The following is a 13,531-nucleotide window of genomic DNA, read 5'->3' as shown; positions in this document are numbered from 1 at the left end:
AACCCATGACCCCCGCTGTCGCCTCTATCGTCCAATTCGACATGTCAAAAGTCATTCCTGGCCTTTGTTGGTGCGAAAGGCGCGCAACAATGGATGGTACTGAAGAGGCGACAATTGTCGCCCAATTTAATGGGTTTCTAATGAGTCGGTTACATTCACCCCCAGATTCAGGCCAATGCATAACCATCCCAAAATATTCGATGCCGCATCGTTGACTTCTGAGCGAGATCCCATGCAGGCCAGTCGACGGCTTCAGCATCACATGCGTCCAGTCAGTGTCTTGGACACGCCTGGCCAGGTTCGCCCTGAAGCGCCTACGGCAGAGACAGGCGCGCACAAGTCTGGCCTGCCTAGCTACTTTCGATCATTTGGAATTTGACGGAGAATGCGGCCAGCCAAGTGTCCACGTCCGCGAGTAAATCCTGCTCTTGAAAGCGTGTGGCCAAGCTGTCGACCATATGCTCACGAACAAGAGTGGCGTTCTGTGCGGAGTACATTTCAATGAGGTGACTCGCTCCCTCGTTGACAACGTTGCGGATCTCGGCGTGTGCCCGTGCATGGAACATCATAGTCTCGGCAACTTCAACGCCGTCAGTGACCATCATCAGCAGGGCGATATCGCCGGAGTCCTTCGGTCGCAGCCTGTCTGGACGCCGATCCACCTCAGCCAGCCGTTCGTGGACTTTATGGGCCTTGGCAATCAGAAGCGCCGCGGGACCTGCCACATAGGCTTTGGCGGAAATTGTGGGCTCTGCGTCAATCGTGGATATTTCCGTGAAGACACGGTCATGGACTGCCAATTCCAACCCGTAAGCCCGGGTCGTGGCCTTGTCCTGTCCTGCAATCCTTGCTGTTCGGCCCTTCTTGCCGGCATATCCTTCGGGCACCAGGAGATCCACGGTGGTGCGTTGTTCCCACGGCAGTCCCCGTTCGCTGGCATACCCGTAGATCCCTGGACGTTCCTCGCGTGCAGGCTCCAAGCCAATTGAAGCCATGAGGTCTAGTATTTTGGGGTCTTCCGCGACAAAGACCGGATCGATGACAAGATCGCCGTCTCGTGTCGATTCCATGTCAATGGGTCCCCACTTCTTTTGGACCCAAACATGAACCGCATGGGCACCGGCAATGGTTAGGGCCTCTGCATACGGACCCAACGCAATAATGGTCGTGATCAGCAGCCGTCTCGAGCGTTCAGCCCCATACCGGGCATCTTCCATGCGCGGCTGGCGAGGAATCCCTGGATCATTGTTCATGCTGCTTGGGCAAACGCTGGCAGGAAGCTGAGCGCAACATCGGCCTGGCGCCCCGGAGAAGCTAGAGCGTCAAGCATCCCCCACTCCGCACTCAACATGGCTGTCCCTTCCACCTTGCGCATGAATCGGCGCGCGCTCTCCGTCGACGGCAAGACCACAACACTTGCCTTCGCAGAAGGCGACATTGGCGGCAAATCCATTAGCTTTTCAGGATTATCGACATACACGACGGGAGTGAAGGAACTGGTCTGGGTAACGTCACCTGAGACAGCCTCCAATGACGAAACAACAGGATTCGCCCCCTGCCCTTCAAGCCGCCGGATGAACTCTGTGAGGGAAGAATCAAGGGCGAAGATGCGCACACCTGGCCTCTTTACAACAGGAGCCAGATTCGCAGTCTGAGCCAGTTTCCCAAGAAGCCGCCGCCGCTCTGCACCCGTGGCATTTTGGATACGATCCAAGGCCACCGCAAAAGGCAAGTCGCTACCCGAATCAGACAGAGATTCCGTCAGCTGAAAACCAGCCCCTAAAGCGATCCGCTGCAACATCGCATACGTCGGCTCAACCAACCCCGACTCAATCCTGGTAATCGTTGAAGCAGGCAGGCCAATAAGCTCAGCAAACGCCGTCTTACTGAGCTGCCGCTTGACGCGCATTCGACTAACGATAGACGCCGCCGTGGGAGTAACCATACAACCAAGCCTACGGTCAGCCTTGCATATATGCAAGGGATCAACCAGGCTCACCTAGAGCCCTCGTGCAATACCGTAGATGCCTCATTTCACGAGCACTTTAGTTGATTCTCGTCGCCTCGGATTGCGTGCCACCGCACGGGCCGGGCCCCGCCGCTTGAAGACCTTGCCGAGCCGGCGGCGGGCGTTCGCCCGAGACCAACCCGCCTCGGCCACCAGCCGGTCCAGGATCTGACCCTTGGTCGTCTTCGTAGTTTCTCTGCGCGCAGACAATATCAATCCATACATCTCTCCAGCACACCAAAGCACCCGAACATGAACCAGAGATTTCGTGAGAATTCTCAAATGAGGCACGGACCCCATTGCGCGAGCACTTTGGAGAGTCTCGTCGCAGCATCGCATCGACATAGCCCGATCTTCAAAACGCACCTGCGGACCATGGCAGCCGGTCCACCTGCCGGCATGCACCACGAAAACACGAGCACAGGCAACTCTTATGTATAATGAGAATCATGTGCAATAAACCTTTAGACGCGAGGTCACCACTGACACCTCCACCGATCGCGTCCTTGCGCGTGCGCTCCGCCACCCTTCCAATCCTCATGCTGGGGGTTCTTGGTGTAACGCTGGTGTTTGCCGTGGCGACCGGCCCAGTGCAGTTGCAACCTCGAGAGGTCGCGGGTGCACTGATTGCACCACTTCTGGGGCAGTCCGGGGACGGCAACACCGCCAATTTGCTGGTGACCACCATCCGGCTTCCGCGGGTTCTGCTAGCCGCACTGGTCGGCGCAGCCCTTGCTGTTGCCGGCGCCGTGATGCAGGCATTGTTCCGGAACCCGCTGGCCGAACCCGGTATCACCGGTGTATCCAGCGGGGCTGCCGCCGCTGCCGTGGTTGCAATCGTCTCGGGCCTGAGCGCCTTGGCGTGGTGGACACTGCCACTAAGCGCCTTTATCGGCGCACTGGCCGCAACCGCCGTCGTGCATGTTGTGAGCGGTGCAAGCCGGGGCCGGACCTCCACCATTATTCTCGTGGGCATCGCCGTCAACGCTCTCCTGGGCGCGGTGGTTGCCGCAGTGCTGGCCAATGCACCGGAGGCCGGCGACGTGCAGCGTGTCATGTTCTGGCTCAACGGCGATCTCACCGCGAGCACGTGGAGCGATGTTTCCATCGCGGCGCTCGGAATTCCGCTGGGAATACTGGTCCTCTTTGCCACGGCGGGAGCCCTTGACCTGTTCAGCATCTCTGAAACGCAAGCCGCAAGCACCGGTGTGAATGTTGTCCTGACGCGGCAAATCGCGCTCGGTGCTGCGGCTCTCATTACGGCGACGGCGGTCAGCGTCACAGGCGTCATCTCCTTCGTGGGGCTGGTGGTTCCGCATCTGGTGCGGCTGGTCTTTGGCCCACAGCATGGGCGCCTGCTGGTACTCTCGGCGGTGGTCGGTGCCATCTTCCTGGTTCTGGCGGACCTCCTGGCGCGGATGTTGTTCTACCCGATCACCTTGCAAACCGGAACCGTCACCGCATTCGTCGGCGCCCCAGTATTGCTACTGTTGGTCCTTCGGAAAAAGGCAGGTCAGGGATGACCACCACAGCCGCCCACCTGGAGGCCGAAAACCTCACCGCCGGGCATCAGAGCGTCGCGGTGTTTTCCGGCGTCGATCTTAACCTGGCACCCGGTACCATCCACGGCATCATCGGGCCAAACGGGGCAGGCAAATCAACACTTTTGTCCGCACTCGGGGCAATGCACCCCGCCACGTCCGGCGCCGTCCGCGTGGCAGGCCACCCCCTCGCCGCCCTGAATGCCAGGGAAAAAGCCCATCTGCGGGCGCACGTTCCGCAGGGCCTGGATTCCGAGAGTGAATACACCGTCGAATCCTTCGTGGCCTTGGGGCGTTATGCCCACCGGACCCGTTTTAGCCCATTGACCGGATCGGACCGGGGCGCGATTGCTCAGGCCCTGGACCGCACCGGCGTGACGCATCTGGCGCGGCGTCAGCTCCAGAGCTTGTCGGGAGGTCAGAGGCAGTTGGTCGCCATCGCCAAGGCACTGGCACAAGAAGCCTCTTTCCTGCTGCTGGATGAGCCGCTTTCGGCGCTCGATCCACGGCATCAACTGGAGGTTCTGCAGGTCTTACGCGCCTGTGCCGCGGATTCCGTGGGCGTGGCGATCGTGATGCACGACCTGACCTTGGCCGGGCGCCTGTGCCACCGGCTCAGCGTTCTGGCCCATGGCCGAATCCATGCCAGCGGTCGCCCGGAGGAAGTGCTCACGCCGAAAATCCTCGCCGAGGTGTACGGCGTCGAAGCAGTTGTGAACACCGATCCGCACACGGGAGCACCCTCGGTGACACTGCTGGCGCCGCTGCTTACGGCAGCCCACTAGTCCCAGATTTACCCACCCCATAACAACCAAGGAGCACATCCATGCCCACTAACAAGTCCAAAAGCCTGCTGGCCGTTGCGGCAATTCTCGCTGCCGCACTGGCTGGGTGCAGCGCACCAGCAACGGCACCACCCACCGCGGCACCAAGTGACACCGCCGCGATAACAACTACCGCCGCCACCTGGCCGCGCACCATCACGCATGCCGGCGAGGAAGTGAAAATCGCTGCGGCACCCGCCCGTATCGTGGCCCTGTCCACCGAAACCGGCGACATGGCCCTGGAACTTGTGGGCCATGGTCGCGTTGCTGCCGTCAGCAACGGCAGCACCACAACGGGCGCAGGAAACCAGCTTGAGGAAGCTGTCCAAGTGAAGACGACCCTGCCCTCGGGTGTGACCCCGGATCCTGAACAGATTCTGGCCCTCAACCCGGATCTGGTGCTCATGACCAGCCGGCACGAGGGAGAGAAAGACGCCGCCGCGATCCTGTCGGCTTCCGGGGTGCCGTCGCTGGTCTTTGAGTCCGCGGACTTTGAAAACGTGGAGAATGTCATGTCCGCACTCACCACCCTCGGCACCGCCCTCGGAGCCGAGGACAAGGCGGCAAGCATCACCGGCAAGATGGCCCAAGATCGCGACAAAGTATTGGCGTCACTTGCCAAAAACCAGGACAGTCCCACGGTGCTTCTGCTGATGCAGCGCGGCGGCAAGAAGTTCATTCAGGCGAAGTCCTCGGCGATGTCCACCCTAGTCACCCAGGCTGGAGGAACCGTTGTCGGAGCCGCGCAGGCCGCCACGGCCGTTGATGCCGAACGCATCATCAAGGCCAATCCGGATGTCATTTTGGTCGAGGACTTCCAGGGCGCCGGCATGGCACCGTTCAAGGAACTGTTGAGCCAGGAGGTCCTGGTAAACACGCCCGCCATTGCCAACGACCGGGTGGCCATCGTCAGTGCCGCCATGGCCTCGGGCACGGCCGGAACCCACCTGGTTGAGGGATTGAGCTCCATTGCAGCGATCCTGAACCCCGATGCAAAGGGCTAAACAGCGCTGGTGGCTGGACGCAGCCGGCCTCGCGGCGGATACCCCGCCGCGAGGTTGGGCGGTCGTAGCCGCCACATTGCTACGCACGTTGTTCACGGCCACAGCAATCTTGGCGTTGGCCGGGGCCGCCGACGGGATGCTTGGCGGACAGGACGCAACGCCGCAATTGCTGGCGGCCGCTGCCAGTGCCATGGCGGCGGCGGCCGGTGCTGGCGTCGCGGCTGCCCTGCCCGCCCATCAACAAGGCGCCGAGGAACCCCGATGGCGCAATGCCCTGGCCACACAGCTCCTGACTAGCCCGTTGGATCATGGAGAGCCGCCGGGCCGGGTGGTGGGCCGGCTGGGCGATGACGTGGAACGTATTGCCAGCTACCGGTCCACGTTTCTGGGCCCCTTCGTGTCCGCCATGCTCGTGCCGGTGCTGACCCTGGCCCTGATAGGAATCAGCGTGGGCTGGTTTGCTGCGCTCGTCCTTGCGGTGTGCATTGCTGCAGCGCCGCCACTTTTGGGCTATTTCATGTCCCGTTTCCGGGCCTCGAACGCCGCCCACCGGCGGGCTTCTGCCGAACTCGCCACGGAGTATCTTGAGTCGGTCCGCGCGCTCGGCACCATTGCCATGCTGGGGGCGGGCGTCCAACGCCGGGTGCGCCTGGCGCGGCTGACCGAACAGGTCCGGCACGAGATCATGCGGCTGCTGCGCCGAAATCAGGTGGTGCTGCTCGTGACCGACGGCGCCTTTGGCTTGGCCGTCACGGCAGCTTCCGGCGTCTTGGCAGTCGCATTGCTGGGCGCTGGCAGACTCTCCCCCGGCACGGCCTTCGCCTTGATCCTGCTGGCCCGTCTGCTGCTGGAACCCGTTGATCAGCTGGGGAGGTCCTTTTACATAGGCATGGCCGGGCGGGCGAGTGCCGACCGTGTTGCCGCGGTCCTGAAAGACAAGGCTGTCCTGAAAGACAATCATGACGGCGCCACTGCCCTCACCGAGTCAGCTTCCACCTCGGGTGAGCCAAGCAGGCGCCCGGTCGGCATTTCCGTCCACCAAATCACCATAAGGCGCGGAGACGGCGAGGTGATGCACGGCGCCAGCTTTGCAGCGGCCCCCAGCACCATTACCGGCTTTGTCGGTCCCAGCGGCTCAGGGAAAACCTCTCTGGCCCTCTGTCTGGCCGGCCTGCTCAGCGAGACGCAAGGGACGATCACGTTCGACGGCGAAGCCTCCGCAGCCTCCCGCCGTCGGGCTTCCGTTGCTTTTGTTCCGCAACACACGGTGCTGTTCACAGGAACCCTGGCCACAAATCTGCGCCTCGGCGCGCCGCACGCTACAGATGCACAGTTGTGGGCGGCACTGGACCGGGTTGGTCTCGGCGCCGAATTGCGTGCCGAGGGCCGCGGCCTGGAAACGGCCGTCACCGGGCTCGGGGCCGCACTCTCTGGCGGGCAGGCGCAGCGTTTGAGCATTGCCCGGGCGTTGCTGGGACGGAAGCCGGTTTTGGTGATGGACGAGCCCACAGCCAACCTCGATCCGGAATCGGCATCGCTGGTTTTGCAGAGCATGGCGGCGGCATCGGCAACTGCCACGGTGCTCTTTGTGACTCACCGTCTCGAGGAAACAGCCATTGCCGACGTGGTCCTCCGCGTAAACGCCGGCCGAATTAGCACCAATGCAACAAAAAAGACCCGACAGATGGAGCCGCAACCATGAAAACGCATGTCCTCATACGGCAACTGGCCGCCATCGCAAACGGCGCGCGCGGCTGGCTGGCACTGTCCCTGCTGGCCAGAATTATCGGGACCGCGGCCGCCATTGCCCTGCTCGCAGTGCCGGTGTGGGCCATCGGCCAGGCGGCGAGTCATGGCGCGGCTGCGCTGGACATCCCCCGGCTCGCCGCAGGGCTGGTGGTGCTCGCCATGCTCAAGGCCGCGCTCCGATACGCTGAGCAATACACCGGCCACCACGCCGCGTTCACCTTGTTGGCGCAGATGCGCCTGGATTTTTACGATGCCCTGATCCCGCAGGCTCCGGGCGTGGTGTCGGCGGAGGGCAGCGGACGGCTGATGTCAGTTGCCACCCGGGACATCGACCGGATTGAGGTCTTTTTCGCCCACACCGTTGTCCCGGCCATCACGGCCGTGGTGATCCCCTGCGCGTCCGCGGCCGCCATTTGGGTGTTGGCGGGGCCGCTCCCGGCGCTGCTTGCCGCGCTCAGTTTCGTGATTGGCGGGGCCGTCGTGCCGTTGCTCGGCTCCCGCGGTGCTGCGGTGTCCGCCCGCAAGGTGCTTGAGCTGCGGGCTTCTCTTGCCCAGCATGTGGCGGAGGATGTGGCCGGCCTCGCCGAGATCCGTTCCTTCGGGGCAGAGCCTCAGCGCATGGCCCAACTCCTGGCGCTCGAGGACGGCATTGCCAACCATCTTCGCCGCGGCGGAAATGCCCTAGGATTTCGCTCCGCATCCGGCTTCGCGTGGCCGTGGCTGGCGGCAACGGCGCTGCTGGGATTGGCCGCCGCCGGCGCGGCCCCGCTTCCCGCCATGCTTGCGGCGGCCGCCGTCGTACTGGCCACCGCACCCACCTTGTCCTCCATCGAAGCCCTGGCCCACAGCCTGCCGCTGGCATTAGCCGCCGGGCGGCGCTACCTTGCGCTGCTTTCACGCCCACCGGCTGTGACGGACGACGGCGATTCCTCCTTCCCTGACAGCGGGTGCCCGGGCGGCAGGCAGGTGAGCGTCGAGGATGTCACTGTGCGTTATCCCGGCATGGACGCAACCGTCTTTGCGGGTTTGAATCTTGAGATTCCGGCGGGCACCCACCTGGCCGTCACGGGGCGCAGCGGAGCCGGAAAATCCACGCTGGCGCGGCTGCTGGTGAGGGAGCTCGACCCAGATGCCGGCCGTGTCGTCCTGAGCGGGGTGAACATTCGAACAATCCCCCTGGCTGAGCTGCGCCGGGCCGTAACAGTGGTTGAACAGGGTGCGGTGCTGCTCTCGGGCAGTGTGTTGGAAAACCTTCGGCTGGGGAACGAGGACCTTACGCCAGCGGACGCCTGGCTGGCCCTGGAGCAGGCGTCACTGGCCGAATATGTCCGCTCGCTGCCGGGCGAACTCGACACTGAGATTGGAGCAAACGGCGAGCGTCTGTCTGGCGGACAGCGCCAGCGGCTGGCGCTGGCGCGGGCTCTTGCCAGAAATCCTGCGGTGCTGATTATGGATGAAGCCACCTCGCATCAAGATCCAGTGACGCAGGATGCCATTCGCCGGGCCACCCTTGAACGTTCAGATTGCACGGTCATGACAATCGCCCACCGCAGCGACGCCATCGGTGCCGGCGTTGAGTCGGTTGCGTTGCAGGGAGGCAGGCCAGCAGCGAACCCGTCGGTATAGGCGCTGCAGCCCTCTCCGCCAGCGTGTCCGGCGCCGGGGATGCGCCGGGTTCACACCGCCGCCGCACACGCTCGGGGTTCGCTCTTGAATTGTCCGTGCGGAACGGCTTTTCAACCTTGTCGCGCCGGATGCCATCAGACTGCCCACACAATTCCCGGCCTGATCCTTGGTCCACCGATCCGGTTCAGTGAGAGGCTGGTTCCTGATTTTGGTGATAACAGGAAGCCTAGGTGCCGGCCCCGCTGCCGACGGTGTTTCACGCATGATTCCTTGGGGTTGTGCCGGAGGCCGGAAGGGTTGACCGGTTTTATGTGGTTTGTGTTGGATCGATCCGGCATTGGTTCCATGGAACCACCTCACAATACCGTGGGAATCAGCTCCATGAATGCTGTTGATGTTTCTCTTGAACACGACGTCGAGTCTCGACGCTGGCCCGTGACCGAGACCAGCGCAAAAGCCGTGTTCGAGCTCTACAACGCACTAGCAACATGTCGTACTTACTGCAATCCATCGACACGGATGCCCAATGGCCGCAAAGAGTCGTCGACATCATCCACAACTTACCTGAACGGCCCGGATTCACGGCTACTACTCTGGATGTCCCCACGCACTGGGCGAAGCAGGAATTTTGGCGCGCTTGAGCCACACACAACCATTCACACGACATGTCGGACCGGCAGTGGAACTCCACGGCGCGGCTAACGCGATACTGATCTGCGCGTCTACCAAAAAGCCACGACCCACAGTTTCAGGACACCCCTAAGAGGACGCCCTTGAAGGGTCGAACCCGGAGCGGGTCGCTGAGGGTCGGAGATCAATTTAATGAGTTTCTAATGATTTCGATTGAAATGGCGCATCTCGAGGCCTCTCCCCCGAAGCAAAGCCGCAGGTCAGCGGCACCTACCCCACCGCAAACTGCACCTTCGAACCTACGACCGTTGTGTTCGAAGGGGACAACCGTCTGGGCGCCGTCCGGAAGGACACCGCTGGCATTGAGCAGCGACCTGCACCGCCCAATTCCCTGTTATTCCGCGCATCTTGGATGCCCGCCGGCCGCTTGCGAAGGCCGTGCAACTCAGGGATTCGGACCGACGAGGGTTTCGTTCTAAGATGCCCATCGCCTTGAAGCACACCCGGCAATCGCCAAATATCCCCGCAATTCCAGGATCTTTGAGCAGTGCCGACAACTACCGACCACCAATGGGCCTCCTATGGGATTCGAACCCATGACCCCCGCTGTCGACGCGATCCGCAATCTTGACATACCAAAGTCTTCTCTTGGCCTTCATTGTTGCGGCAAGCGCATGACAATGCATGATACTGAAGAGTCGGCACTTGTCGCCCAATTTAATGCGTTTCTAATGAGTCGGTTGTATCCATGGCGTTATCCATGTCCCGTCAAAGCGCCGTCGGTCGTTTTGGTACGACATGCCATCTCAGAGACTGACCAGGGACGACGTCCCCGACCGCATCAACGGCATCGGTCTGGCAACGCTGAACCTTGAATTAACTCCGTATCCAACGGCGTACTTTCTTTCGTAGTTTTAGTTGGATCGACAATGCAAACGAAAACCGTGATTACCGTGAATACCGCGCGGAGAACCGGACGTGCGCCGGGCAACTTGGGATGCCTTTCGTAAATCCTTGGATAAATGTCGAGATTCTGTGGACTTTTACGAGAGCACCCATCTCGGCCGGCCGCGTGTTCCATCGTTGCGGATCGTTCCGTTATCACGCATCTTGCCCAGCAAGTTTCCGACTTTGTTACGCTTCTGCCGGTCATCCAGGATCGCACTCAGTTGCGACAGCAACAGCCCGTCTATGTCGGCACGGCTCGCGGCTCCGAATTTCTCCAAATAGTCTCGGACCTGCTTGATGTAGAACGTGTCATCTTGACCGCGAGTGCGGATGTATTCCGCGCGGGTTCCGGCAGCGTCTGCCACCGCGGCGGCAACTCGAAAGTGTGGCTTACGGCCTTCAATGAGCTGAGCCTTCCGTAACCGGGCCGCAGCTTCGGTGCTAATGGGTAAGTGCTTTTGAACCCGGTCAAGCGCGAGCACATCTTCCAGTGGCAGGTCTTCACGGGCCATGAGAAGTTTGGAATACGCCTCGTCAATAGCAGCGCCGTAGACCGTCAGCTTGACCTCGCCAGGCACGCCTAGATCATAATCGGGTAGCGGGAGGAAGCGCTTGCGCTGTTGGTCAACAATGCGATGGATGCCGTTGCCCATATGGTCAATGAGGTTCAGCTCTGTCATGGCGGCCACGAGAAATGGGTTGCGGTAGCGGCGCGGCACCCTCTCGCTGAGCATGTAGGCTTCCGGGGTTTGGTCGTAGAACTCACCGACACTGATAAATTCGACCCGGTCTACGTATTCGGTGACAATCACCCGGGAATGCTGTCGGTAGTCTTGGTGCGCAATGCAGTTATACAGCGCCTCGTGCAGCCCCGACTCGTTGTATTTCTCGATCTCGCGGTAAATCAACTCATTCGGCGGGTTGAAGCGGATCTGTAAGTTACGGATCCGCTGGAGCAACAGTGTCCCGGTCAGCAAGAACGGCGTTGTGAAATGCTCGTACGCCGATTCTTCACCAGTAAGTTTCCAGGTCAGTTCCGCCATGTGGGGGCTGAGTAGATGTGCCGCATCATGGCGTCCGAGAAGCAACAACGTGGCTCGCGTGATATGCCCGTCGAGAGTGAGCCGAGCCTTGGCAAGGAAGGTGTCATCGTCCCAGCCGACGATCTGATCTGCCAACCTCGGATTCCGCTCCGCGAACCCCTGTCGGGCCCGCGCCAGAGCAGCAGGATCCAAATGATCCATCGTGGCGCCAGGGACAACCTCTGCGGTCCAGTCAGTAGCCATCGCTTGGTTGCGAATCTCGTCCTGCTTGGCCAGCCCCAAAGGTGTCAAGCTCTCCCCCGCCCGGGCCCTGTAATCGCCCTTCCACGCAATCGGGAAGCCACGTGGAGCCGGCGGAATTTCAAAGAGGACCACTCGCCCACCGACGTGATTGAGCACATGGATCTGGCGAAACGAGACTCGCGGGTCTGTATTCTGGTTGATCTGAAGCTTCAGACTGTCAAGGCGCGCGGGATCTTCCCTGTAATCGGTACCTACGACCTTGCGGGTCTTGTCGTCGACACCGAACACCAACCAGGCTGCGTCAACACCGCGCAGATTAGCCTCGTTCGCAAGGGCGGAGAAGTACGCGCCTATCTTGTCAGTGTCGTAGTTGCCGCCCGCCCGCTTGAACTCCACGACCTCGCTCTCACCAGCGGTGAGGAGAGAATCAAGCAGTTCCTTCAGATCTGTTGCATTCATCAGATTACTCGTGGCTCCTTATCCATGGTCGAAACGCATTGAAAATCTGTTCCGCGTTCATAGGCCCTGCGGCTGCGGCAAAGGCATTGTCAGGGAACCCTCCTCGTACCGGACTACAGGCCTCGATGGTCCGGACGACGTCGGGCCTCAACCTTCTGACGAAACATGCGACCAAAGCGTCAACAACCACTGTGAACGTCTCGCGCCCATCAATCTTCCCACGCACAATCGGCACCGCAAGTTCTAGCCGCTAATCCAACAGCACTTGACATAGTGACCCCCACCGCAGCTCCCCCAAAACAGGCCGCAGGTCAGCTGGAAACTCCCAGTCGTTTGTCGTGCGGTTTGTCGGATTTGAACCGACGTTGTCTTCGAGCGGTCCATTCCCCGTAAACGCCATGCTTGAGTCGCTCTCAGAACCCGACAGTCAATTCGCGCTTGAGTGCAAAAAATCGATCTTCCCTTTGTCGCAACTACCCGCTTGCGGGGCTTCCTGCCAGCAGATAGCTTTCGTTGCCTCGAATGATTGTCGCTGTTTGGTCGTAATCCAGGCCCCATTCCGTTGACAGTGCACTACATGCAGACGTGATGTCCCAAGGCGACAGTGAGACTCTGCGAACCTGTGCGACGGGGCCATCGGTTTCAAGCAGGATACGATTTCGAGGAATTTCGGAAATGAGGGCCCTCCCTTTCGTGCCCGCAAGCATGGCGGGGCCAACACTGAACCAGCAGTCTCGGGCGATCGCGCGGGTTAATTCCGCATGGGTACCAGAGAACCAGTGAAGAATCGGAAAATGAACGTTTTCTGCATCGTCGAGCAGGTCAAGTACAGGGGTGGCAGCCCTGCGGCTGTGGATCGACAAGACCTTGTCTCCGGCTTCATTACAAGCCCTGAGAATGTGTCTGAATACATCTGTTTGCTGCGCCCAAGATGATCGAAGCTCCGGGGATCCGTCAAGTCCCACTTCTCCAATGAATCTGGTTTCGTCGAAGTGGCGATCAAAAATCTTCAACTCGTGAAAGCGTTCGCCTGCCAACTGGGGATGCAAGCCAAGCGCAGTCCTTATGGCTGGTCGGGCTTCCCCCAATTGCGCCGTCCCCTTCCACGCGGAAGGCGTGGTCGTAACGGACAGCACCCCGATGCCTTTCCCTTGTATTTCATCAGCAACTTCGCTCGGGTTTGGGTATAGATCCAAATGGCAATGGAAATCAATCATGACACTCCGTAAGCTTCATGCAGTGCACCCAATTCGTCCAATCCTCTAATGAGCATTTTGCGTAGCGCTGACCTATTCGTGATGTGCGGTGAACTTAGGGTCGGTCCGAGCCACCGATCGAACCCCTCCTCTGCTGCAGTTAAGCGCGCCACAGAGACAGAGCGCACATCGTCAAAAGCTGAATGATCCTCATCCGATCGGCCCAGATCATCATAGAAATACGGTGTAGGGTCATTACG

Annotated in this window: 9 protein-coding genes; 5 read left to right on the top strand and 4 right to left on the bottom strand. The window is 60.7% G+C overall.

Annotated features, from left to right (window positions below):
- Positions 1–350 precede the first annotated feature (350 nt).
- Positions 351–1,253, bottom strand: a complete 903-nt coding sequence (locus ACT3TS_RS16260) for a hypothetical protein (protein WP_444532566.1) — start codon at positions 1,251–1,253, stop codon at positions 351–353.
- Positions 1,250–1,945 carry a helix-turn-helix domain-containing protein gene (locus tag ACT3TS_RS16255; protein ID WP_444532565.1) on the bottom strand — a complete coding sequence of 232 codons (696 nt, stop codon included), beginning with the start codon at positions 1,943–1,945 and terminating at the stop codon, positions 1,250–1,252. Before ACT3TS_RS16255 ends, ACT3TS_RS16260 begins: the two co-directional genes overlap by 4 nt.
- 602 nt (positions 1,946–2,547) lie before the next feature.
- On the opposite strand from ACT3TS_RS16255, the gene ACT3TS_RS16250 reads away from it, so the two are divergent.
- The 5 genes from ACT3TS_RS16250 to ACT3TS_RS16230 are packed head-to-tail and all read left to right on the top strand — an operon-like array spanning position 2,548 to position 8,752.
- Positions 2,548–3,531 carry a FecCD family ABC transporter permease gene (locus ACT3TS_RS16250; protein ID WP_444532584.1) on the top strand — a complete coding sequence of 328 codons (984 nt, stop codon included), beginning with the start codon at positions 2,548–2,550 and terminating at the stop codon, positions 3,529–3,531.
- A complete protein-coding gene (locus tag ACT3TS_RS16245) occupies positions 3,528–4,334 on the top strand; it encodes an ABC transporter ATP-binding protein (RefSeq protein WP_444532564.1) in 807 nt (268 codons plus the stop codon). The genes ACT3TS_RS16250 and ACT3TS_RS16245 overlap by 4 nt, the downstream gene beginning before the upstream one ends.
- A gap of 41 nt (positions 4,335–4,375) precedes the next feature.
- A complete protein-coding gene (locus ACT3TS_RS16240; protein WP_444532563.1) occupies positions 4,376–5,377 on the top strand; it encodes an ABC transporter substrate-binding protein in 1,002 nt (333 codons plus the stop codon).
- Positions 5,364–7,079 (top strand): ATP-binding cassette domain-containing protein, encoded by a 1,716-nt coding sequence (locus tag ACT3TS_RS16235; protein ID WP_444532562.1) that lies wholly within the window; start codon positions 5,364–5,366, stop codon positions 7,077–7,079. The genes ACT3TS_RS16240 and ACT3TS_RS16235 overlap by 14 nt, the downstream gene beginning before the upstream one ends.
- A complete protein-coding gene (locus tag ACT3TS_RS16230) occupies positions 7,076–8,752 on the top strand; it encodes an amino acid ABC transporter ATP-binding/permease protein (protein WP_444532561.1) in 1,677 nt (558 codons plus the stop codon). Before ACT3TS_RS16235 ends, ACT3TS_RS16230 begins: the two co-directional genes overlap by 4 nt.
- Positions 8,753–10,425: 1,673 nt before the next feature.
- On the opposite strand, the gene ACT3TS_RS16225 is transcribed toward ACT3TS_RS16230, so the two are convergent.
- Both ACT3TS_RS16225 and qatD read right to left on the bottom strand, forming a co-directional pair.
- Complete coding sequence (locus ACT3TS_RS16225; RefSeq protein WP_444532560.1) at positions 10,426–12,075, bottom strand: RNA-binding domain-containing protein; 1,650 nt, start codon at positions 12,073–12,075, stop codon at positions 10,426–10,428.
- A 473-nt stretch (positions 12,076–12,548) separates the two neighbouring features.
- Entirely contained in the window at positions 12,549–13,292 is a 744-nt protein-coding gene (qatD, locus tag ACT3TS_RS16220) for a Qat anti-phage system TatD family nuclease QatD (protein WP_444532559.1), read from the bottom strand.
- Positions 13,293–13,531: the final 239 nt, after the last annotated feature.

This window comes from Specibacter sp. AOP5-B1-6 (assembly GCF_052376555.1).
Lineage (GTDB): Bacteria > Actinomycetota > Actinomycetes > Actinomycetales > Micrococcaceae > Specibacter.
This window is presented reverse-complemented; position numbering and strand designations above follow the sequence as displayed.

Excerpts from the sequence above, each read along its gene's own strand:
- ACT3TS_RS16250 (WP_444532584.1), top strand. The coding sequence starts at position 2,548 with ATGCTGGGGGTTCTTGGTGTAACGCTGGTGTTTGCCGTGGCGACCGGC.
- ACT3TS_RS16255 (WP_444532565.1), bottom strand. The coding sequence starts at position 1,945 with ATGGTTACTCCCACGGCGGCGTCTATCGTTAGTCGAATGCGCGTCAAG.
- ACT3TS_RS16240 (WP_444532563.1), top strand. The coding sequence starts at position 4,376 with ATGCCCACTAACAAGTCCAAAAGCCTGCTGGCCGTTGCGGCAATTCTC.
- ACT3TS_RS16245 (WP_444532564.1), top strand. The coding sequence starts at position 3,528 with ATGACCACCACAGCCGCCCACCTGGAGGCCGAAAACCTCACCGCCGGG.
- ACT3TS_RS16235 (WP_444532562.1), top strand. The coding sequence starts at position 5,364 with ATGCAAAGGGCTAAACAGCGCTGGTGGCTGGACGCAGCCGGCCTCGCG.
- qatD (WP_444532559.1), bottom strand. The coding sequence starts at position 13,292 with ATGATTGATTTCCATTGCCATTTGGATCTATACCCAAACCCGAGCGAA.
- ACT3TS_RS16260 (WP_444532566.1), bottom strand. The coding sequence starts at position 1,253 with ATGAACAATGATCCAGGGATTCCTCGCCAGCCGCGCATGGAAGATGCC.
- ACT3TS_RS16230 (WP_444532561.1), top strand. The coding sequence starts at position 7,076 with ATGAAAACGCATGTCCTCATACGGCAACTGGCCGCCATCGCAAACGGC.
- ACT3TS_RS16225 (WP_444532560.1), bottom strand. The coding sequence starts at position 12,075 with ATGAATGCAACAGATCTGAAGGAACTGCTTGATTCTCTCCTCACCGCT.